The organism is Peribacillus saganii, from assembly GCF_003429095.1.
Taxonomy (GTDB): domain Bacteria; phylum Bacillota; class Bacilli; order Bacillales; family DSM-1321; genus Peribacillus; species Peribacillus saganii.
Map to the genome: position 1 here is coordinate 46713 of NZ_QVTE01000026.1, position 23249 is coordinate 69961.

The 23249-nt window shown below is 42.4% G+C and carries 19 protein-coding genes; 12 read left to right on the forward strand and 7 right to left on the reverse strand.

Annotated elements, in window-relative coordinates:
* Nucleotides 1-33 precede the first annotated feature (33 nt).
* Nucleotides 34-1227, forward strand: coding sequence for a PDZ domain-containing protein (locus D0469_RS09815; protein WP_117326568.1), 1194 nt, complete (start codon nt 34-36; stop codon nt 1225-1227).
* Nucleotides 1228-1500: 273 nt separating this feature from the next.
* Nucleotides 1501-1629 (forward strand): hypothetical protein, encoded by a 129-nt coding sequence (locus D0469_RS21875; protein WP_267897298.1) that lies wholly within the window; start codon nt 1501-1503, stop codon nt 1627-1629.
* A gap of 293 nt (nt 1630-1922) precedes the next feature.
* Here D0469_RS21875 and D0469_RS21085 read toward each other — a convergent pair whose 3' ends face one another.
* The 3 genes from D0469_RS21085 to D0469_RS09825 form a co-directional block, all read right to left on the reverse strand.
* Nucleotides 1923-2072, reverse strand: a complete 150-nt coding sequence (locus D0469_RS21085; protein WP_158553411.1) for a hypothetical protein — start codon at nt 2070-2072, stop codon at nt 1923-1925.
* Nucleotides 2073-2178: 106 nt separating this feature from the next.
* A complete protein-coding gene (gene ypfJ, locus D0469_RS09820; RefSeq protein WP_117326569.1) occupies nt 2179-3021 on the reverse strand; it encodes a KPN_02809 family neutral zinc metallopeptidase in 843 nt (280 codons plus the stop codon).
* Nucleotides 3022-3054: 33 nt separating this feature from the next.
* Nucleotides 3055-4094, reverse strand: a protein-coding gene (locus tag D0469_RS09825) for an IS630 family transposase (RefSeq protein ID WP_267897299.1) whose coding sequence is annotated in 2 segments (ribosomal slippage) — nt 3055-3594 and nt 3597-4094 — 1038 coding nt in all. Because the reading frame shifts where the segments join, the coding sequence is not laid out codon by codon here.
* 552 nt (nt 4095-4646) lie between these two features.
* On the opposite strand from D0469_RS09825, the gene D0469_RS09830 reads away from it, so the two are divergent.
* Nucleotides 4647-4808, forward strand: coding sequence for an aspartyl-phosphate phosphatase Spo0E family protein (locus tag D0469_RS09830; RefSeq protein WP_233523010.1), 162 nt, complete (start codon nt 4647-4649; stop codon nt 4806-4808).
* 317 nt (nt 4809-5125) lie between these two features.
* The gene (locus D0469_RS09835; RefSeq protein WP_233523011.1) at nt 5126-6358 is read left to right on the forward strand and encodes a benzoate/H(+) symporter BenE family transporter; all 1233 of its coding nucleotides are present in this window, start codon (nt 5126-5128) and stop codon (nt 6356-6358) included.
* A gap of 122 nt (nt 6359-6480) precedes the next feature.
* On the opposite strand, the gene D0469_RS09840 is transcribed toward D0469_RS09835, so the two are convergent.
* Both D0469_RS09840 and D0469_RS09845 read right to left on the reverse strand, forming a co-directional pair.
* Nucleotides 6481-7623, reverse strand: coding sequence for a zinc-dependent alcohol dehydrogenase (locus D0469_RS09840; protein WP_117326570.1), 1143 nt, complete (start codon nt 7621-7623; stop codon nt 6481-6483).
* A gap of 172 nt (nt 7624-7795) precedes the next feature.
* Nucleotides 7796-8704, reverse strand: coding sequence for an SDR family oxidoreductase (locus D0469_RS09845; RefSeq protein WP_117326571.1), 909 nt, complete (start codon nt 8702-8704; stop codon nt 7796-7798).
* Between the two features lie 171 nt (nt 8705-8875).
* On the opposite strand from D0469_RS09845, the gene D0469_RS09850 reads away from it, so the two are divergent.
* The gene (locus D0469_RS09850) at nt 8876-9337 is read left to right on the forward strand and encodes an SRPBCC family protein (RefSeq protein WP_117326572.1); all 462 of its coding nucleotides are present in this window, start codon (nt 8876-8878) and stop codon (nt 9335-9337) included.
* A 148-nt stretch (nt 9338-9485) separates the two neighbouring features.
* Here D0469_RS09850 and D0469_RS09855 read toward each other — a convergent pair whose 3' ends face one another.
* On the reverse strand, nt 9486-9926 hold the full coding sequence (locus D0469_RS09855) for a C40 family peptidase (protein WP_117326573.1): 441 nt from the start codon (nt 9924-9926) through the stop codon (nt 9486-9488).
* 254 nt (nt 9927-10180) lie between these two features.
* Here D0469_RS09855 and D0469_RS09860 point away from each other — a divergent pair, with 254 nt between their 5' ends.
* Together D0469_RS09860 and D0469_RS09865 are read left to right on the forward strand one after the other, a co-directional pair.
* On the forward strand, nt 10181-12532 hold the full coding sequence (locus tag D0469_RS09860; protein ID WP_142919182.1) for a S8 family peptidase: 2352 nt from the start codon (nt 10181-10183) through the stop codon (nt 12530-12532).
* Between the two features lie 233 nt (nt 12533-12765).
* Nucleotides 12766-13104 (forward strand): hydrolase, encoded by a 339-nt coding sequence (locus D0469_RS09865; protein WP_117326575.1) that lies wholly within the window; start codon nt 12766-12768, stop codon nt 13102-13104.
* Between the two features lie 45 nt (nt 13105-13149).
* Here the strand turns inward: D0469_RS09865 and D0469_RS09870 are convergent, their stop codons facing one another.
* The gene (locus D0469_RS09870; RefSeq protein ID WP_117326576.1) at nt 13150-14697 is read right to left on the reverse strand and encodes an N-acetylmuramoyl-L-alanine amidase; all 1548 of its coding nucleotides are present in this window, start codon (nt 14695-14697) and stop codon (nt 13150-13152) included.
* Between the two features lie 800 nt (nt 14698-15497).
* Here D0469_RS09870 and D0469_RS09875 point away from each other — a divergent pair.
* From D0469_RS09875 to D0469_RS09895, 5 genes are all read left to right on the forward strand, one after another.
* A complete protein-coding gene (locus tag D0469_RS09875) occupies nt 15498-15716 on the forward strand; it encodes a CsbA family protein (protein ID WP_117326577.1) in 219 nt (72 codons plus the stop codon).
* A 383-nt stretch (nt 15717-16099) separates the two neighbouring features.
* Entirely contained in the window at nt 16100-18079 is a 1980-nt protein-coding gene (gene uvrB, locus D0469_RS09880; RefSeq protein ID WP_117326578.1) for an excinuclease ABC subunit UvrB, read from the forward strand.
* Nucleotides 18080-18086: 7 nt separating this feature from the next.
* On the forward strand, nt 18087-20960 hold the full coding sequence (gene uvrA, locus D0469_RS09885) for an excinuclease ABC subunit UvrA (RefSeq protein ID WP_117326579.1): 2874 nt from the start codon (nt 18087-18089) through the stop codon (nt 20958-20960).
* A gap of 748 nt (nt 20961-21708) precedes the next feature.
* On the forward strand, nt 21709-22029 hold the full coding sequence (locus D0469_RS09890) for a DUF4870 domain-containing protein (protein WP_117326580.1): 321 nt from the start codon (nt 21709-21711) through the stop codon (nt 22027-22029).
* Between the two features lie 26 nt (nt 22030-22055).
* On the forward strand, nt 22056-23156 hold the full coding sequence (locus D0469_RS09895; RefSeq protein ID WP_117326581.1) for a DUF4097 family beta strand repeat-containing protein: 1101 nt from the start codon (nt 22056-22058) through the stop codon (nt 23154-23156).
* The last annotated feature ends 93 nt before the right edge of the window (nt 23157-23249 follow it).

The window sequence follows — 23249 nt, forward strand, 5'->3', positions numbered from 1 at the left end:
GTAGATAGCCTTGGTAGTAAAGGATGTGGAAAAGTGGCACAACAATGGCTGTTTCATGGTTTAGTTGGATTAGGAAAGTTCTTTGTCCATCCGATATTTTATTATTCTATATTTCTCTGCCTGGTTATGGGGTATCTCCGAGTAAAACGCGAAAGACAGGATTTTCATATCCGTACTTATGATGGATATCAGGAATTGAGATTTCTGCTCCCAGGTGGATTATTTATTGGACTTGTTTTGTCTCTCCTCATTCTTGGGGCAGGACTGGTTATTCCTTTTGCTGCATTGCTGGCAAGTGCAGCAATTACCGTTTTATTATCACTGACTCTAAAAGTGCGGCTTTTATCGCCTGCTTATGTTATTGGAGGAACCTTTTTTCTGCTGACGTTCCTGGAAGGAAGAGACATCAGTATTCCGTTTTTCCAGGGGGCACTGGACGAGCTTGACCAGGCGATCTATCCCTCTGTGGCAATCCTCCTCGGTCTTCTTTTAATAACGGAAGGCCTGTTAATCAGCCGGAATGGATATGTCCGCACATCACCTGCTTTGATGAGGTCTAAACGAGGCCTTACCGTTGGTGCGCATATTTCAAAAAGGCTTTGGCTGGTACCGGCTTTTATTCTTGTTCCAGGCGGTCATTTGCCTGCTCCAGCTGAGTGGTGGCCAGTGTTTACCTTGGGGGAAATGCATGTAACCCCGCTTATGGTTCCTTTTCTAATCGGTTTTTCACAGCGAGTCCATGGACAGCTTCCAAAGGAATCGATTCAGTTAAATGGCCGAAGGGTGTTATGGCTGGGCTTGTTGATCACTGCCTGTGCAATCATTGGCCATTGGTATCCAATCGCCTCTATTGCAGCTGTTTCAGCTGCCCTAATCGGCCGGGAAGTTCTCCATTATTATCAAAAGCTTTCAGAAGATAGACTGCCGTTCTATTTTTCCCGCCGCCAGCATGGGGTCATGATTTTAGGGATCATCCCTAAATCTCCAGCCTATAAAATGGCACTGCAGATTGGTGAAATCATCACAAAAGTGAACGGAGTCTATATTCGTGACGAAAAGGAACTTTATGAAGCCCTTCAAAAAAACGCTGCCCACTGCAAGCTGGAGGTGCTCGACACAAATGGTCAAATCAGATTTGTGCAACGGGCCTTGTTTGAAGGCGAGCACCATGAGCTAGGGGTTTTGCTTATCCAGGATCCGAGGAGATGGGATGTTGAGGCGGGCTAGTGGATATCTTTATATTTCTTCAAAAACCTCCGGAATGATTTGTCAAAAGATTATAATCGACATATCATAGACAAAAGAAGTAGTATAAGTGAGTAAACATATTCAAATGAAAGGGGCAGGGAAATGAATATCACAGATCAAGCTCGTGATACATTAAAGCAAATGTTTCAAGAACAGAATGCCAACAACATTCGTATATTTTTTGCTGGCTATGGCTGAGGGCAGCCACAAGTAGGACTGGCTCTGGATGAGCCGGAAAATAATGATAAAATTGTGACCATAAATGAAATAGAAGTAGCAATTGATCCGATGATTGAAGCAGCTACGGAAGGCCTTACGTTAGATCTTAGTGGAGACGGAAAAGGGATTGTGTTATTAGGCAATACAGGACATTGCTGCTAGAGACGGTATAAGACAAAAGCCTATGGCTTTCTTGTCTTATACCTTTTTTTCTCTTGAAATTTCCGTAAACTATTGTCTTTTTGTCATAGTTTCTTCATCCATTTGTCCAATTGTATTTTACTGCAGAATTACTCTTTAATCGTATAGTTAACATGTAAAATACCATTAGCAAACTATTGTGTTTAGTTTGAACCTAACCAGTAATTTATACCGATCTGCCTGGCTAGATAATTCCTTATAAAAATAAAAACAAGAACCCCACCGTATTTCACTAGTGAGGTTAATTTCATCCATTATTGTGTCAAACCATCATCGGTAGCTATGGGCTGGATCTCATTGGTACTGCCTTTTTTGTTTTTCTCATTGGTCTCTTGCTCTAGCTGATTAAGCTGTTCACGTACCGCATTAGAGTTGATCATATGGTCCTTATTTTCGTTTTGCACCTGTCATTTCCTCCTTGTAGTTAAAAATAGTTCTTGATTATCTTGAGGAAATGGCTGCAAATTTATACAAAATTTGATTCAAAGACTAATAAAAAGGTAACTGCCTCTACAGATTCTTTGCTTTAAAGGTATCTCCCTCATCAAGGCTGCCTGATTGCAGGCCTTTATAAAACCAGCGCTTCCGCTGCTCGGATGTTCCATGTGTAAAGCTTTCGGGGACAACATGCCCTTGAGCCCGTTTTTGAATGGTATCATCACCAACAGCGCTTGCTGCAGTCAGGGCTTCATCAACATCCCCTTCTTCCAGCAAGTTCATTCCCTGAGCGTGGTGTGCCCAAACACCGGCCAAATAGTCAGCCTGCAATTCAAAACGGACCTGATATTTATTATATTCCTCCTGACTCAGCTTTTGGCGGAGAGGTCCAAGTTTCTCAGTCGTTCCTAATAGGGTTTGGACATGGTGCCCAACTTCATGTGCGACCACATATGCCATTGCAAAGTCGCCTGGGGCCTTGAAATCACGCTGAAGCTCTTCATAAAAGCTTAGGTCGATGTAAAGCTTTTGATCGCCCGGACAATAAAATGGCCCTACTGATGATGACGCTCCTCCACAGGCGGTTTGCACGCTATCCGTGTACAAGACCAAAGTCGGTTCTTTATAAACCATGCCCTCCTCCTTGAAGATCTGGGACCATACTTCTTCAGTATCGGCAAGGACTACAGAGACAAATTCAGAGAGCTCCTGTTCCTGCTCCGTTTCTTCATAGGGAGCGGCCGGATCCGAGCCAGTACCCGCCATGTTATTGAGCAAGTCTCCTGGATCGCCGCCAAGCAAGGTTACGATAAGAAGGATGACGATTCCGCCAATCCCGCCTCCAACAATCGTTTTACCTCCCATTCCTCTTCTGTCTTCCACATTTGAGCTTGCTCTTCTTCCTCTCCATTTCATGAAATTTCCTCCTATATAAGTTGAATTAAAGAATTACATTCTAAGACAAAGCCTGTTTATTACTGTATCTGGGTTCCTGCCGATATCCACTACAAACTTCCTGACATTTAGCAGGATGTCCTGGACCTTTGCATAGAAAACGTTATTGATCACGGTTTCCTTCATCCATTTCCAGAAACCCTCTACCAGATTAAGCTCCGGACTGTATGGTGGTAAGAAAACAAGTTGAAGACGTGCCTTGTTTTCTTCCAGAAATGGCTGTATTAATTTTGCGTGATGAATCCTTGCGTTATCTAGTATCATGACAATCTTACCATCCGGATACTTGAGCAGGACAAGTTTAAGAAATTCCAAGAAGACTTTTGCATCATAGCGGTGGGCTTCGGCAACAAAGACCTCACCAGTCTCATAATTGAGCGTGCCAAGGAGCTTCGCTCCCCTGTGTTGGCCGTAGGTAGGGATGAGCCTCTGTTTTCCTTTCAGAAACCAGGAACATTGAATTGCCTGATAATCCCTAATCATGGATTCATCCTCGAAGAGGATATGGTCAATGTCCCCATTCAAAAGCTTTTTTTTAAAGCAGGAAATGTTTCATTCTTGAATTCAGTTTGCTTTATCAGGTCAGCCTTTTTAAGGATATAAGTAGGTCTTGTGTAACTTAACCCAAGGTCCTCAAGGAGCCTTGAAACACCGCGCAAAGTATAGGTTTGTTTCCATTCACGCTGAATGAAATCGGAAATGATAGAAAGTGTCCAGTTATAGTGGTTTTCAAAACCAGCCTCATGCGGCGTCTTATAAGCGACAATCTGAACGAGTTCATGTTCCTGATTTTCAGTAAGTTTTCGTGGCGCACCAGGAGACTTGCCCATATCCAGGCCTTTCAGGCCGTTCTCCCGATAGGACTTAATATAGGAAGATACAGTCTTGTTGGAACGCGCTACAATTGAGCAAATATCTTTTTGGTTGTACCCCATCAATTGTAAATGGATTACCTGATACCGTTCAAACATGCGTCGGTCATCAGTTGCCTTCAAGGCGTCTAGGACTTTCATGGCTTCTTCAGATTGAGTCATAAATCTCATCCTCTCCAGCAGGGTTTTCTAACTTATACCCTCGACAGAAAGAGAGGAACCTTTTAAATTCAACATATATAGTTGAAAATTTAAGTCTTTAATTAACAGATAAATACATAATTAATAGTGTTATACCCGACTTTAGTGATATAATGCTTCTTATCATTTTTTGAAAAATTTGGCTGCTTATAATGAAAGATTAATTATTGTGCGATATACACAATGAACGCAATTGTATGGGTAAAAAGGGAGAGTTCATCATGAAGCGAAATATAGTGATGGGAGTTTCAGCGGATGTGGGGAACCTGCTTTCAGCTGAAGCTCGGAGAAAGGCTCAATATTGATGATTAGATGCCTTTTATCAGCGGAAAAGGGTGTTATGGTAGTACTTTTAATTGTGGAAGCAAAGCGTTATCAGTAATTGGTTTACTGAGATGATAATCATGCAAATTGTAACATTTCTGTAACAATTTGCAGATAATTAGGGTATAATTACCTAAAATGACCTTGTAAAATTATAATTATTACAAGTGTCAGAAAGGGGTCTTTCAAATGTCAATCAAAATGCTGAATGACATAATTGAACTGCATAGAATTAAAATGATTGAAGCCGGGGTCACTTACGGTCTATCTGCACCAATTACTATCAAATTAAGCCAGGAGCTCGATGCTTTGCTCAATATGAAAGCCGGCTTACAGAACATGGCCAGCTAATAGGTAATACATTTACAAATTTGATTTTAAAAATTCTTGGTTTTAGTAGAAAATCATTATTGTCGCGATTCAACTCATTTTTGTATTTTCAATTTCCCCTTATCATCTTTATATTTCTTTCTCCAGCATACTCTCGCTTTATTATTTTACTAAAGGAGAGTGCTTTTCTCTGCTAATCCCCCTGTTCTTCAAGAAAAACTTTCCCAGTATACAATCTCTAAATCGATATCAAATCTATAAAATTAACTGAATATTATTGACAAATTGTCTTTCTTGTCCCAATTATTAAAGTATTCGTTATAGGGAGGAAGGCAGAAATGGGTCAAATGGAATATCAGCATAAATACCAAGAGAATAAAACTGGATTTATGACAAAAAGGAAGTTCAATAGGAGTAATCCTTTACGAGATATTACGGGAAAAAATCTTTCCTCCGGGCTGATTGCCAGCACTCTTATCCTGACTGGACCAGCGCTCATCGTTTTGGAGGCAGCAGCGTCGGGCCATTTTACAACAGAGCAAACGATTAATTGGATGTTTGCAGTATATTTTTTTGGCGGCCTCTTCGGTATTCTAATGGCGCTGTGGTTTAAGATCCCGATTACGGGCGGGCATTCTATTTCGGGTGTAGCATTTTTGGCAACCATGACGTCCCAGTTTTCATACTCCCAGCTTATTGGCGGGTATGTAATGTCAGGGATATTTATATTACTGGTTGGTTTGACAGGAGTATTTACTAAAATCATTAAATGGGTGCCTAAAGAGGTTATTGCTTCAATGCTAGCGGGTTTGGTTACCGGGTACGTGGTAAAGCTGGTCCCGGCCATTAAGGAAATGCCGTTAGTTGGGGGCTTGGCCCTGATCAGTTTTTTCCTGGTGACAAGATATAGTAAACGGATACCGGCTGTAATGGCAGCTGTAACAGTCGCTTTTCTCACTTTGCTATTTTCGCGGAACTTAGATATTTCATCTGGGGGAATACCTTTTATCTTCCCATCCTTGCAAATGCCTGAATTCACATGGATGGGGATGCTGACTTTGGGGATCCCGCTTGCTATGCTTGTCTTGAGTAACGATGTTGCTCCCGGGGTAGGCGCATTAGAAAGCTCTGATTTCAATCCTCCCATTCGTAAGATTGTCTCGATCAGCGGAGTTTTTTCAGTTACCACCAGTTTCTTTGGAGGGCAATGCGCCAATATTGCCGGAATGATGACCGCTATTTGTGCTGGACAGGATTCGGGCCCAAGGGAAAAGCGGTATATGGGATCCTTCGTGTCTGGGGTGGTATTATTAATATTTGGCGTATTTGCCTGGAAGGTTGTCCCGTTCATCCAATCACTGCCGCAGGCATTCGTTTCCCTGTTAGGGGGCTTTGCCTTGATTAGCGTTCTGCATTCCAGCCTGCAGAAGGGATTTTCGGGAAATCAGTACCCTTTAAGTGCGCTTACGGCCTTTATCGTATCCATATCAAATGTATCTTTTTTTCATATCAGTGCTCCTGTATGGGCCTTGGTATTCGGTGCTATTGTTGCGCGAACTGTCGAGAAATAAAACAACTCTTTTGGAATCTTATGGAGGACAAAGATGCTATTAAAAGATGCTTAAGTCTCTAAAAAAACGGACCGTACCACTATTCATAGCGGTACGGACTGTCTGTTTTTGTATAATGCGGGTTATGGTTTTAATACAACCTTAATGCATTCATCTTCATGATCATTAAATGTTTTGTATGCTTCACTTGCCTGTTCCAATGGTACTCGGTGCGTAATGATTTCGGTCGGGTCGAATTCACCCTTTGTAATTTTATCAAATAGCATCGGCATATAGTGGATGACCGGCGCCTGCCCCATTTTCAGGGATACATTACGTTCAAAGATATTCCCGAGCGGAAACATGTTGTACATTGATCCATATACTCCGGTCAACTGAATAGTCCCGAATTTCCTTACAGCATTTAACGCGATTTCGATTGCACTCAATGTTCCGCCTTGAAGCTTCAGTTTCTGTTCAACAGCCTCAACCACAGATTTTTTTCCGTCCATACCGACGCAGTCAATGACAACATCGGCACCGCCTTGTGTCAAATGTTTAATATATTCGCCCGCATTATCATAGTCCTCAAAGTTTACCGTTTCCACATTATTCATTTTCTTTGCATGATTCAGCCTGTATGGCAGATTATCAACGGCAATAACCCGTTTGGCACCTTTCATCCAGGCAAACTTTTGTGTCATTAAACCTACAGGGCCGCAGCCAAGAACTACTACAGTATCCCCCGTTTTTACGCCTGAGTTGTCTACACTCCAGTAGGCGGTCGGTAAGACATCCGACATAAAGAGAAGAGCTTCGTCCTCAAGTTCACATGTTTCAGGAATCACAAATGGCATAAAGTTACCGTACGGTACATGCAAGAATTCTGCTTGACCTCCCGGATGGTTCCCGTATCGTTCGGTAAATCCAAAATATCCGCCAGTATCTGCAATTTCTTTATTAGGATTGGAATTATCACATTGGCTTTCCATTTCATGCTGACAGTAAAAACATTGGCCGCAAGAAATATTGAATGGCAGAACTACTCTGTCTCCTTTTTTAACCTTTGTAACTTCAGGTCCAACTTCCTCTACGATTCCCATTGGTTCGTGCCCTATAACGTAATCTTTGTGGGTAGGGAGAGCGCCCTGATAAATGTGAAGGTCGGAACCGCAAATGGCTGTTGAAGTGATGCGTACAATAATATCTTCATTATGTTTGATTGTTGGATCTTCCACCTGTTTTACCTGTATATCCTTTGAGCCTTGAAATGTTACAGCCTTCATAATCAGCCTCCTAAATGTAGAATCACTTGAACTATACCCATAATTTCTGCATTTATCCCTAGAATTGAATATAGTGCCAAAAATGAAGGTAAACATTTCCGTGCCCCCGCAAAGAAAGACCACCCGCTTTTTTATGGGTGGTCTTAATAAGTGTTTCTGGGCATAATCCTATTCAGCTGCCTGACATAACCCCGCCATTGGGATGCAAGATCTGACCGGATATGTAGCTGGAGTCATCTGAAGCCAGGAAAACATAGCTGGTGGCAACTTCAAACGGCTGACCGGCACGATTCATCGGAACAGCAGGAGTGAACGTTCCAAACGTTTTTATGTTGCTAGCCGAGAAGGAGGAAGGAATTAAAGGGGTCCAAATAGGTCCTGGAGCTACACCGTTTACCCTGATTCCTTTAGTGATGAGTGAAAGGGAGAGTGAACGGGTGAAGGTTAAGATGGCACCCTTCGTTGCTGAATAGTCGATCAGTTCTTTATTTCCTTCATATGCAGTAACGGATGTTGTATTAATGATCGAACTGCCTCTTTTTAAATAGGGTAGGGCAGCTTTTGTCATATAGAAGAATGCATAGATATTGGTGCGGAATGTTATATCCAGCTGTTCAGCGGTAATATCAAGGATGCTTTTTTGAACGTACTGCACGGCATGGTTATTGACAAGGATATCGATTTTGCCAAAGTGCTGGATTGTTTGTTTTATAGCCTCGTATGACATTGCTTCATTTTGAAGATCGCCGGGAATCAGCAGGCATCGCCGTCCTAATTGTTCAACCCTATGCTTTGTTTCGTTAGCATCTTCGTGTTCATTAAGATAGACAATGGCAACATCAGCGCCCTCCTTCGCGAATGCATAAGCGACTGCACGTCCGATTCCACTGTCACCCCCCGTTACGATGGCAGTCTTATCTATAAGTTTGCCGCTTCCCCTATAATCTGGATTTTCAGAAATGGGCCGCGGTACCATTAAATATTCAAGTCCTGGATGCCGGTCTTGATGCTGTGGCGGAAAAGCAACGGGTATAGCCTTACACTTTTTTTCTTTTCCGTAGTATTCATATACAGGATACATGGAGCATCGCCTTCTTTGCTGATTTTTTAAGAATAGTAATAGCTATCATCTATTTATATTCCGGGGCAGATGGATACATTCCTTAATAATGTATTAAAACTATTAAAAAGGTTTTTTCATCTGCGTTAGAGAAATAAAACGCAAGGGACATAATTAATAGGAGGTTCTGTCGTGAAACAATGGAGGAAAGAGATTGAAATAAACGCTCCAATTGAACAGGTGTGGAAATTGTTTAATAGTGAAGAAAATATGCAAAAAATCATGCCGAACATAGTGGAACATAAACCAATTAAAGTGACTGAGGAGAAAGTTGGCAGCATTTATCGGCAGAAATATAAAGAAGGAAAGCGAATAGAGGAGTACGATGTAGAGACATTGGAATATCTGGATTCACCAGATCAGAAAAAATTAAAGATTGGTTTTACACTTGCAAAAATGTTTGAGATCACTGCCTATTATGAATTAGCGCGCATTGGTGATGATCGGACCCTTTTTACATATACAGCTACAAACAAAGCTTTAAAGTGGTTTGTAAAAGTGTTTTTATTGCTGGCAAATGATAAAGTAGTCGTTACTTTTGTTGAACAAGTTAAAAAAGTTGCGGAAGCTGATTATAATAGCATAAAAAAATAGAAAGCCGCAGCGGCTTTCTATTTTTGGGTAAGATAAGAATTTTAACTTTGTTGAAAATTACAGATGTCTAACTCCAGCGCCCCTCGATACACAGGACGTGGTGATGTAAGCCGTTTTTCCTTTTAACAGGGCGCTTCCAGTTTTCTTATTATATACGCTTTGCACCGATATATTTTGGTTTCCAATAGGTATTGCTAGTGCTGGCGATAGAAACACCTTTAGAAGAAGCTGCATGAATCATTTTTCCGCTTCCCATATAAATAGAAACGTGGGTTGGCCTTGCTGCCTTGTTTGGTGCGAAAAACATTAAATCTCCAGGTGACAAATTGCTTACGCGTGTGCCTTTTTTATACATTTCTGCTGCTGTGCGAGGCAGAGTTTTTCCTGCTTTGCTATATGAGTATTTTACAAGACCTGAACAATCGAATCCTTTAGAAGTCATGCCACCCCATCTATACGGAACTCCAAGTTGAGTTTTAGCGGCTGAAATTGCTTTTGTTTGTGGTGACGCAGCTGCCTCACCCATTGTTGGTGCAACAGTGCTGAAAATGGCTGCAATTGATAGAGCTGCGATAATTTTCTTTAACATAGTTGTTTACCCCCCAGGTGCGTTTTGCTAAACCTAATATAATAGAAAAGCATAACAATTCCATCACAGTAAGATTACAGTTGTGTTACAAGATAAAGGAAATGACCCCATGTTCTTGAATTCGACATATTTTGTTTCAATAAATAGAAAAAACATCAAAATATTCCATATATTACCTAACTCTAATCTATCAAATTTATTATTATTAATACGATACTAATAGAATAGAAGAGAAAATTAGTTTGTCAGGAGATATGAAAACTTTTAGAAAGAAGGATTGCGTCAAGATGCATTTTACAACTAAAGGAAGTAAGTTCCTTGTTGCCGCTCTATCCCTTAGTCTAGGAATGTTTAATGTTACTCCGCCTGTGAATGCTGAAAGCCAAAAGGAAACAGAAGTTATTGTTGTATACAAGAATCAGGAGGGAAAAGGAGATGCGCTTGATCTCAGCAATCAGGTTGACCATCAATTTAAATCCGTCCCAGCGCTTGCTGTAACGATAGAAAATAAGGATATAGATCAACTGGAGGATAATCCGGATATTGCATATGTTGAAGAAAATATTACGTTTTCAGCTCTGGAGGATTCAATCCGTCTATTATCTGAAGAGCAGGTGAAGTCAAAAGCAGCCTCTTATGGGGTTCCAAGGGAAGAGTCTCAATGGAATTTGCAGGCTGTTAAAGCTTCTTCCGCCTGGAGCCGCGGCTATACAGGCAGAGGTGTGAAGGTTGCCGTAATAGATTCCGGTATTGCCCCTCACGCTGAATTAAAGATTGCTGGAGGAATCTCCACCGTAAATTATACCAACTCCTATTTTGATGATAATGGCCATGGAACACATGTGGCTGGCATCATAGCATCTAAGAAAAATGGGGCAGGTTTGGTCGGTGTTGCTCCAAATACAGAGATATATGCTGTCAAGGCGATGGATTCTAAGGGAAATGGAAATCTCCAGGATTTACTGGAGGCCATTGATTGGGCAATCGTCAATAAAATCGACATTCTTAATATGAGTCTGTCACTCACCGAAGATTCAAGGCTGTTGCGGGCTATGATCGATAAGGCTAATAATAGTGGTATGCTTGTGGTCGCAGCTGGAGGGAATAGCGGCACACCGGATGGAAGCGGGAATACAGTAGAATATCCAGCGAAATATAGCAGTGCCATTGCGGTTTCAGCAGTGGACAGCCAATTGGAAAGAGGATCATTCTCAGCTGCTGGAGAGGAAATCCAGTTTGCAGCTCCAGGTGTTGATGTCATTAGTACGTACCTGAACGGAGGGTATGCCCAGGCAAACGGGACCTCAATGGCTGCCCCGCATATTGCCGGGTTATTGGCTTTATTAAAAGAAAAATATCCGGCCAAGACAAATGCGGAGCTTAAAGAGCATTTAAAATTGCATACTGTCGATCTTGGATCAGCCGGCAGGGATCCCCTGTATGGCTTCGGTTTTGCTTCCTTTACAACTGAAGTAGAAGATGCAGCTCAGCAGCTTGCAAATGTGGAGAGAGCAATTGCTCTGGCTGAGGCATCGCTCTCACGTACTGATATTGCAGCTGCACAATCGCAGATTGATAGATTAGCAGAGAGTCCTGAAAAAAACCGTTTTAATCAGCGGATCAATACAGTTAGGGAACTTGCCGCACAAAATGAACTGCAGCAGCAAAGAACCGCTTTTGCCAGAAATGCTGTGGAAGCAGCAGAAAAATACCGGACTCAACAATATTTAAACAATGCGGGGGATGCGGTTAAAGCCTTACCGATTGGAAACGAAAGAGCGGCACTGGAAAGCAGACTTGATGCACTGCGGACGGAAGTGGCGAATAAAGCTGTTTATAATGAAGCTGAGGAGAAAGTAGCAGCTGCAGAAAAAAGTCTGAAAAAGGCTGATGTGATCGCTGCGCAGCAAACGATAAGCCAAATCCCTTCAGGAGTCGAGGTCCATACATTGCTAAAGCGACTGGATGCTGTTAAAATCGCCATCCTGAATAATGCCAACGCAAAAGTGGCGGCAGCTGAGAAAGATAAAAACAAGAAGCTGGCGGACGCGGCTCAGACTGCGATCAATGAGGTTATATATTCATCGGATAAAAATAGTCTTCAGAAACGCCTTGATCTAGTCCGGGCGTGGATCATGTCCAACGCGAAAAGTAAGGTAGCTAGCGCAGAAAAATATAAGACAAAAAGCTATCTTACTGCAGCCCAGGCTGCGGTAAATGAATTACTGGCAGGGGGATCAAAGACATACTTGCAGCAAAAACTTGATGCTGTCAGCCGTTTTATTCAGCAGGATGCGATAAATAAAGTAACGGCCGCTGAAAAAAAACTGAGACAGGATTACGTGGATAAAGCCCAGTATGCAGTGAATGAACTTGAAAATGGAAGTTTAAAAACGTCATTGCAACAGCGTCTGGATATTGCCAAAAAGAAAATTACTGAGTTATATAAGAAGCAATTTTCTGCTGCCGATGCAAAGGTAAGAATGGCCGAAAGATATAAAACCAAAAAATATAAATCATCGGCTCAAATTGCAGTTAATTCGCTAAAAACTTCCTACCAAAAAACAGTATTGCAAAAACGGCTCAATGCTGTAAGGGCCAGATAAATAATACGTAAGGACGGACTTGCCGCTTCTGATAGCGGTAAGGGCCGTTCTTTTTTACTAGATAAGAAAGTATATCTTTTTAACAAGTACAGATGCCTAGCTCCAGCGCCCGCCCCTCTAAATCTATAAATAATGACCCTTTCAGCAGCAGTTTTTACGGTCTTGATCCTAAAAATAGATTATGTACTAAGGATTGGTGGTAGATAATAACAAAAGGCAAGAGGAGGTTCACTATGGAACAGGAAAAAAGGGTATTTTACGTGGATATTGAAAATGCCGTGGTATTGGAGAATCCCGTTGAATCGGAAACTCAGTTTAAGATATTTGGAACCGATGATGAAGTCGCGCGGTTAAGAACCTTATTTGAGGATAATGGTGACGCTGATTTTAAGACATACGAGACGGCGCATATTCCCTTTCTTGAATACAGCAAACATGAGGGGAATTTGGAATATGATCAAACTATGATTGAAATATATGCGCTCATCTATCAATTGGGAGATGCGGAAGCGAAGAGGCATATTGAAAGCATGGGAATCCTTCAGGGCCCCATCGGAAATAATGCACCATAAGAAAGCGGGCTGATTTTGGAATCAGCCCGCTTTCTTGCGAGAATCTTATAAAGAAAAATACTTTGCCAGTCCCTGATAGACCCCTTGCGCTACTTTCTGCTGATACTCTTCACTTTTCACTAGCTTTGCTTCATCCGGATTGGAGAGGAAACCTAATTCCAGGAGAAGGGCTGGTTTTTTGTTATCACGGATTACTTGGAAATTCCCTGGTTTAACACCGCGGTTCTTCATTTGTGTGGATTTGATCAATTCTTCGTGAACATATGAAGCTAGCTTTTGTTCATTTACATGAGTCGGATAGAAGAACGTATCAATACCAGTGCTCTTATTTCCCGGAGCATTGTAATGGACACTTATAAAAACATCCGCATTCTGAGAATGGCTGACATTCACGCGCTGTAAGAGTGTGAGATATTCATCGGTTGTTCTGGTAAGAATCACGGTTGCCCCTGCAGCCTGCAGCGTTTTGGCCATTGCATTGACGGTCTGCAGGTTTACAGTTTTCTCTAAGGTAGCCTTTTCTTCTAATGATCCTGGGAGAGCCCCTGTAGCCTTGCCGCTAGTTCCCGGATCCTTTCCGCCATGCCCAGGATCTAAGACGATAACTTTGCCGGCTAGCGCTTGGCCGCCAGAAGGTTTATCGGTATTGTCCTTATAAGGGGCGATATACGAGCTGTGAACCCAGCCTATCACACCTGCGGCAGTTTTTACCTCCATCCAGTCTGCTTTTACAGACATTTTTTCAAGCCGGGTTCCAGCTGCTTCGATTTTGATAACTTCATAGTCAGTTCCTGGACCTTTAAGCAGATCGTTATCCGATGTAAGGGTAATATACTTGCCGTCTGTCGGAATTTTTACTGGTTCAACAGGAGTCTTAGCTGAAAGGTAGGTAAGTGAAACCCAGCCTGTTTTACCATTGGCAATTTTCACTTTACCCCATCCAGTCTTTTTCTCTGTTAACTGGACAGCAGTTCCCTTGTTAAGTGACTGAATAACCTTAGAACTTGTAGTTGGCAGTTCACGCAGATTTAGAGAATTTACTGTGACATAAAAGGTAGCAGCGGGAACAGGTGCAGCAGGTACTGCCGGCTTAGCAGCAGGAATAGGTGAAAATGCAATATAATTTTTTGCAATCCAGCCAGTCCATTTTTTGCTTGGAACAGTAACCTTTAGCCAGCTGCCGTTCTGGGAATAGACGGTGACCGGAGTACCCTTTGAAATTTTTCCTAGTGACTTGCTGGTCCCGGAAGCCCCCTGGCGCACATTCAATGAGTTTACTGTGGCATAGCCAGTCTTGGTTTTAGCTGCAGGCTTAGCTTTTTCAAGTGTCAGATATGTAGAATCAACCCAGCCAGACTGTGCTTTTCCGTAAGAAATCTTTGCCCACTCTTTTTGCTGTCCCTGGATTGTAACAGCCGCTCCCTGTGGGAGCTTGCCTACCGTTTTTGAGGCAGTTGTCGGTTTTTCCCGAATGTTGAGTGTAGTAGCTTTCACTTTAGCCTTGGTGGCTGCGAATGCTTGATTGCTAGAAAAAGGAAGACACAGTAGTGCCAGGAAAATCAAAATGATCATCCGTACGCAGGTCCCTTTCATCAAGCGTAACCCCCTCCTTTTTATTATTTACCTATTATACCAATTTTAACCAAAACACGACAATGGTAGAAGCGACAAAAGTCACGTAAACTAGTAAATTAGTCTAAGGAAACGACAAATGATATTTATTACTAGATTAGAAAGTATAGCTTTTTTAAAAAGTACAGATGTCTAGCTCCAGCGCCCAGCCCTTTTTTTCGCAGAAAATAAAGCCCCTCGAATGTTGTGACCAAAGGCCGTCACAACCCTGGTCATAAGCCAATCACTTCGGAAGGCAAAAAGCGCCTTCTGTCAGCGCTTGTCTTATGCTTGTCTGAGGCCCACAGGACGTGGGTCAGAACGGCGTTGCCACAGGACAAGGAATGCTTCGGCAGCGATTCATCGCACGAAACAAAGCGGTAGCTTTGTGAGGTCGTGGCGGGTTTAGCTGTTCTTCCTTTCAACAGGGCGCTTCTGCTTTTCTATGAAGTCTAGCTGCAGCGCCCAGCAACTTTTTTCAGCAGGAAAATAAAGCCCCGGCGCCCAGGACAAGGAACGCTTCAGCAGCGACACATAGCGCCAGCTTTGTGAGGATGTGCTGGCATCGACGTTTGGTACAGGACGTGCCAGACTTTAGTTGAGGTTCTTTCTGTCAGGGCGTTTGCGCTTTTCTTATAATATATCGTCAGATTTTGCTGAAATTCAATGTGATTGTAAGGATGATATTTACAAGGACTTTATGCAAGAAAAATTATGATCATCAAGAGTATAATGGTATTAATAGACCGAACTGATTTACCGAGGAAAAAAGGAGCTATTTTATGATAAAAATTTTGTCGGCGCTTGTATTGCCTGCATTGCTCGTTATGCTTTTTGCGAGAGTCACCTTTAATCAATTTGTGGGCTTGGCTTTGACTGTGGCCTTAATTGCTGCATCTGTTTATAAGGGCTATACAGACAGCTGGCTATTAATCATTCTTGATGCATTTTCGCTTACGTTAGGGTTTTGGCTTTCAGCTAAGATTTTGAATAGAACGTAATAATAACGTGCAATTTGTTTGATGGATCACAGATATATCCATCTCTTCTTTTTTCTGGCTTTATGTTGGCCCTATGCATCTATTTGTCTTAGGCGTTTTTATAAAAAAATCCTCGAATGAATGTTCGCGTATTATTGGTTTCTTACATTGGGTATATGGTAGAATGAGTATATAGTCTCTGGTTACAGGGCTATAAATAAACTACGGCTCTGCTTTTCCGACTATGCGCCGGAATTCGCCGAGTTTTTTTCTTGTAAGGATATTTATTGCGGGCGTGTGCAGATTCGCCTGATTATATATATATTGAATTGATGATTATAGGCAATGGCTGCGGATCATTATTCAGATTGGTTTAAAATCTATTTGCTTAGGAGGCTTGCCCGTTGAAAAATGAATTTGAATTGGTTTCAAAGTATTCCCCCTCTGGGGATCAACCGGAAGCTATTCGTAAAATAGTAGAAGGAATAAGAGAAGGGAAGCGGCACCAAACATTGCTGGGGGCAACAGGTACCGGAAAAACCTTCACGATGTCCAATGTAATTAAGGAAATTAACAAGCCAACGCTTGTAATTGCCCACAATAAAACCCTGGCTGGGCAGCTTTACAGCGAGTTTAAAGAGTTCTTCCCGAATAATGCTGTAGAGTATTTTGTCAGCTATTATGATTATTTTCAGCCGGAGGCATATGTTCCTTCTACCGATACATTTATCGAAAAGGATTCTAGCGTCAATGACGAAATTGATAAGCTGCGCCACTCTGCAACATCTTCTCTATTTGAACGGAAAGATGTCATCGTCATTGCAAGCGTTTCGTGTATTTATGGTCTCGGTTCTCCGGAAGAATATCGGGAAATGGTTGTGTCGCTAAGAACCGGAATGGAAATCGAACGGAACGCGCTTCTTCATAAGCTGGTTGATATTCAGTATGAACGGAATGACATTGATTTTCAGCGAGGAACCTTCCGCGTCCGCGGCGATGTAGTGGAGATTTTCCCTGCCTCCCGCGATGAACGCTGTCTCCGGGTCGAATTCTTTGGTGATGAAATCGATCGTATCCGGGAAGTAGATGCCCTGACTGGCGAGATTATGGGTGAGCGTGATCATGTCGCCATTTTCCCGGCATCCCACTTCGTAACCCGTGAAGAAAAAATGCGCAAGGCGATTGAAAATATTGAAAAGGAACTGGAGGAGCGATTAGCTGAGCTCAGGGAAGATGAGAAACTGCTGGAAGCCCAGCGTCTTGAACAGAGAACCCGCTATGATCTCGAAATGATGAGAGAAATGGGCTTTTGCTCTGGGATTGAAAATTATTCCCGCCACCTGACGCTCAGGCCTCCAGGTTCCACTCCGTACACCTTAATAGATTATTTTCCAGAAGACTTTTTACTGGTTGTAGACGAGTCCCATGTTTCACTTCCGCAAATCCGCGGAATGTATAATGGCGACCAGGCAAGAAAGCAGGTTCTGGTTGATCATGGTTTCCGTCTGCCATCTGCACTGGATAACAGGCCGCTCCGTTTTGGAGAATTTGAAGAAAAAGTCAAGCAGGCTGTATATGTTTCCGCGACTCCTGGCCCTTATGAACTGGAACATACTCCAGTTATGGTCGAGCAGATTATCCGTCCTACGGGATTGCTTGATCCGAATATAGAAATTCGCCCCATTCAGGGCCAAATTGATGACCTTATTGGAGAGATCCAGGAACGCATCAAGAAAAACGAACGTGTATTAATCACAACCCTTACGAAAAAAATGTCTGAGGATTTGACTGATTATCTGAAGGATATCGGAATTAAGGTTCAATACCTGCACTCTGAGGTAAAGACACTAGAAAGAATCGAAATTATCCGCGAATTGCGGATGGGGAAATATGATGTTCTCGTAGGGATTAACCTTCTGAGGGAAGGTCTTGATATACCAGAAGTATCGCTAGTGGCAATACTGGATGCAGATAAAGAAGGATTCCTCCGTTCTGAGAGGTCACTTATTCAAACCATTGGGCGAGCTGCCCGTAATGCAAATGGGCATGTAATCATGTACGCCGATAAGATAACAAACTCCATGGAGATTGCCATCAATGAAACCAAGCGCCGCCGGGAAACCCAAGAGGCGTACAATCTTGAGCATGAAATTGTTCCGCAGACGATTCAAAAGGAAATCCGCGAGGCCATCCGGGCTACTCATGCTGCAGAAGAAACTGAGGAGTACACAGCAGCTCCAAAGTTTGCTGCGATGACGAAGAAAGAGCGCGAAAAAGTAATCGCAGACATGGAGAAAGAAATGAAGGAAGCGGCCAAGGCGCTAAATTTCGAACGCGCTGCAGAGCTTCGTGATTTATTGCTGGAGTTAAAAGCGGAAGGATGACGAAACCATGGCAATGGATAAAATAGTTGTTAAAGGAGCCAGAGCCCATAATTTAAAAAATATTGACGTCACGATTCCAAGAGATCAGCTTGTCGTATTAACTGGCTTGTCCGGTTCGGGCAAGTCTTCACTTGCTTTCGATACGATTTATGCAGAAGGACAGCGGCGGTACGTGGAGTCCTTATCTGCCTATGCACGCCAATTTTTAGGCCAGATGGACAAACCGGATGTTGATGCAATTGAAGGGCTCTCTCCTGCCATTTCGATAGACCAAAAAACAACGAGCCGAAACCCGCGTTCAACAGTCGGGACTGTGACGGAGATTTATGATTACCTTAGGCTATTATTTGCGCGTATAGGAAGGCCGACGTGTCCGATACACAATATTGAAATTACATCACAGACAATCGAACAGATGGTGGACCGGATCATGCAATACTCTGAACGCACAAAGCTTCAGGTATTAGCGCCAATCGTATCCGGACGCAAAGGAACGCACGCTAAAGTCCTTGAGGATATTAAGAAGCAGGGCTATGTTCGTGTCCGTATTAACGGCGAACCCCATGACCTGAGCGAGGAAATTACGCTTGAAAAGAATAAAAAGCATTCAATTGAAGTAATCGTCGACCGGATTGTTATTAAGGAAGGCGTGACAGCTCGGCTTGCCGACTCAATGGAAGCCGCTTTAAAGCTCGGAGAAGGCAAGGTTATCATTGATGTAATTGGGGAAGAAGAACTTTTATTCAGCGAGCATCATGCCTGCCCGCATTGCGGATTCTCTGTAGGAGACTTAGAGCCAAGGATGTTCTCTTTCAATAGCCCATTTGGTGCCTGTCCGGATTGTGACGGCCTTGGTTCCAAGCTGGAAGTTGATAAGGACCTCGTCATTCCAAATCGCGATCTATCGCTCCGGCAGCATGCTGTAGCACCATGGGAACCAACAAGCTCGCAGTATTATCCTCAGCTGCTGGAAGCGGTGGCGAACCATTACGGGATTGACATGGATATGCCAGTGAAAGACTTCACTCCCGCCCAATTAGAAAAAATTCTATATGGTTCAAAGAGTGACAAAATTTATTTCCGCTATGAAAATGATTTTGGACAAATTCGAGAAAACTATATTCAATTTGAAGGCGTTCTGAAAAACGTCGAAAGGCGATATAAGGAAACCAGCTCTGACTGGATTCGGGAGCAGATGGAAAAATATATGGGCCAGCATGCCTGTCCAACCTGTAATGGATTCCGATTGAAGAAGGAGACCCTGGCAGTTTTAATTCAAGGGCAGCATATCGGTGAAACGACTGCACTTTCCATCGAGGAAGCCGTCCAATTTTTTCAGCTGCTAGAACTGACGGAAAAGGAAAAGAAGATTGCTAATCTGATTATGCGCGAAATCCAGGAACGACTTGGCTTCCTATCGAATGTCGGTCTTGAATATTTAACGCTGAGCCGTGCGGCTGGAACTCTGTCAGGGGGAGAAGCGCAGCGCATCAGGCTGGCCACCCAAATCGGTTCCCGGCTGACGGGGGTTCTCTATATCCTGGATGAGCCTTCTATCGGGCTTCACCAGCGGGACAATGACAGATTGATTGACACTCTTAAAAATATGCGCGAAATCGGAAACACGTTAATTGTTGTAGAGCATGACGAAGATACAATGCTTGCCGCAGATTATTTAATTGATGTCGGTCCGGGAGCAGGAGTCCATGGAGGGGTCATCGTTTCTGCAGGTACTCCTGAGGAGGTTATGAATGATCCTAAATCGCTCACAGGGCAATATCTTGCCGGGAAGAAGTTCATTCCGCTTCCTGGGGAACGGAGAAAGAGTGATGGCCGATATATTGAAATTAAAGGGGCTAAAGAAAATAACCTAAAGAATGTGAATGTAAAATTCCCATTGGGAACATTCATTTCTGTAACAGGAGTGTCAGGATCCGGCAAGAGTACACTGATTAATGAAATCCTTCATAAAGCACTTGCCCAAAAGCTTAATAAAGCTAAAGCCAAGCCGGGGAATCACCGGGAAATCAAAGGTATTGAGCATCTGGAAAAGGTTATAGACATCGACCAGTCCCCTATCGGCAGAACACCGCGGTCTAATCCGGCTACCTATACAGGAGTGTTTGATGATGTTCGTGATGTGTTTGCTGCTACAAATGAATCAAAGATTCGCGGATATAAAAAGGGCCGTTTTAGCTTCAATATAAAGGGGGGCCGCTGTGAGGCCTGCCGCGGAGACGGAATTATTAAAATTGAGATGCATTTCCTGCCGGATGTATACGTTCCTTGTGAGGTATGCCATGGAAAACGATATAACAGGGAAACTCTTGAAGTGAAATATAAGGGTAAAAATATTTCTGATATCCTGGATATGACTGTGGAAGATGCACTCGAGTTTTTTGAAAACCATCCAAAGATCAGCAGAAAGCTGCAGACCATTTTCGATGTTGGCTTAGGATATATAACCTTGGGCCAGCCAGCTACTACATTGTCAGGCGGAGAGGCCCAGCGGGTAAAGCTTGCTTCCGAGCTTCATAGGCGTTCAAATGGGCGTTCATTATATATTCTGGATGAACCAACAACAGGCCTTCATGTAGATGATATATCGCGCTTGCTTATCGTATTGCAGCGCCTCGTTGATAACGGCGATACAGTATTGGTGATTGAACACAACCTTGATGTGATTAAAACCGCCGACTATATTGTAGACATGGGACCTGAAGGCGGGGATAAAGGTGGTACCGTTATTGCATCAGGTACACCGGAACAAATCATGGAAGTGAGTAAATCCTACACTGGCAAGTATTTAAGGCCAGTTATCATTAGGGATCAGGCCAGGATGGAAAAACTTATCGAAGAAAAAGAACGTGAGCACGTGTAGGGAATCCTAAATGAATGAGGAAACCTTGCCGAAATGGCAAGGTTTTTTCGTGTTTAAACACCATCATTTAAAGTCATTTATTTTATTTATAAAGAAAAGACAGTAAATTATACTGAAAAGGTTCCGAAGCAGTTTCGAATTAGATGGCTCTATTTCTTAATAATTCAGAACTTATCCACACTTTATTCAGAACTTATTCCTAACCTATTCGGAACCAGAATATTAATATGATTCTTTAAGCAAAAGGAATGAAACGAAAAATAATCGGGTGAGTTAAGCATAAACCCATTCATTTAATGGAAATTCTGAGCATTTATGCAGAAATAATTGAATGTAGCGAAAGGTTAGCTCAGTAAGCTTACTCGCAATGGAAATGCGAAATTTTTTCCTTGATATCCAAATGTAAAGGGAAAACAAATCTTATTCACCCGATACCTTGAAACTAATTTTACCTTCAGTATAAGGATAGGTTTTTTCTCGTCTGAGAAGGAATCAGATATTTTAATGTCGAATCCTGAGGGACTTTTAAACTGAATCTCCTATTCAATCGTTTAATTAAAAAGCAAAAAATTCTCGGTATTTCCGGGGAAATTAGTATTTTTGTCCCTGCGGATTTTGTCTGCAGATAATGTCGTAATGGATTTGAGGAAAAGAAGGAATTAGGCTAAAAATAGTCGTGAATGAATAAGATTAAATGAAACCTTTTTATGTTCCACTTCGTAAGAAAGGCAACAGGAGAGTGAAAAGAATGGATACAAGAAAAGTAATGGCGGGTCTTAGTTACCTAAGTGTTCTGTTTGCGCCGTTTGTTGTTCCTATTATTATTTTTTTCGTAGCACAGGAGGAATTTGTAAAGGCGCATGCTAAAAAGGCTTTTTTGTCACATCTAATCCCTCTAGTGGCATTTCCGATTATTGGGTTGTCCATTTTTGCGGATATTGCCAGTGTGAACAGTGGCGGGGAAGTTCCAATCTTTTTAATCATCGCTATGATTGTTTCCGGGTTGATTGGTTTTGCAGTGACAATCTGGAATCTCGTAAAAGGAATAAAGATACTTATTTCTAAATAAAAACGATACAAACCGGAGGCCAGGCCATGAATGAAGAAAAAAAGAAAATTCTCCAGATGGTACAGGATGGAAAGCTGACTGCAGACGAAGCCATGAAGGTTCTTGAGGAATTGGAGCAATCAGAAATTCACAGCACCAAAAAGAAGGAAGAAATGGTTACAGAGCTTTCAACCTTTGTGAACTCAGATGAGAGTAAATCAAATACGCAAAGCTATAAAAAAATTCCATCAACAAAGGAAAAGATTTTTGGGTTTGTGGATGAAGCGGTAAGAAAATTAAAGGAATTTGATTTGGATTTTCATTTTGGGCATTCGGCCGTTGTATCTCATATTTTTCAGCATAGCGACGCTGAAATGAGGGACATCGATATTGATATCGTGAATGGCAGCATTAAAGTTTTCCCATGGGACCAAAAGGATGTCAGGGTGGAATGCGCGGGAAAGGTTTATCGGCTGAAAGAGCATGAAAATGTGAAAGACGCCTTTTTAAAGGAAGTTCAATTCTCCATAAACGATGAAAAGCTTAGATTTGCGGTTCATCAAAAGTGGATCAAGGTCGATGCTAGGATCTTTATTCCTGCTTCTGAATATAGGCGAATGAGGCTTCGTCTATTTAATGGAAACATCGATGGAGAAAATTTAGCTGTAAAGGACTTTGAGGCGAAAACGGCTAATGGCATCGTCGAGATAAACGGACTTACCGGAATGCAAGCTGAGGTGGAAACAGCAAACGGAACCATAGCTGTTAACAATGCTGTTCTCGGAAAGATGGAATCGGAGACAATCAATGGGTCAATCTCCTTGTCAGGCATCTTTCGGAAAATTGATGCCCAGGCACTTAATGGCAGTATAACATGCAATATTAGGAATAAGGATTGTGACTATATCCATGTAAAAGGAGTAACTGGGGGCATTGAACTGACTGTCCCAGAAGGTGCAGCAGCTGAAGGAGAACTGAAGTCTAATATAGGAAGCTTTAACGTTATTCTTGACGACATTCACATAACAGAAGAAAAGAATGAGGTAATCCAAAAGCTGCTTAAATTTAAGCCAGGTGGATTGCCGGAACATACACTTCATATATTTGCTGAATCGAAAACAGGCGGTATATCGATAAGCAGAGAATAGACATAGAAAAGCGGAAGCGCCCTGGTCAGCCCCGACAAGCATAAGACAAGCGCTGACAGAAGGCGCTTTTTGCCTTCCGAAGTGATTGGCTTA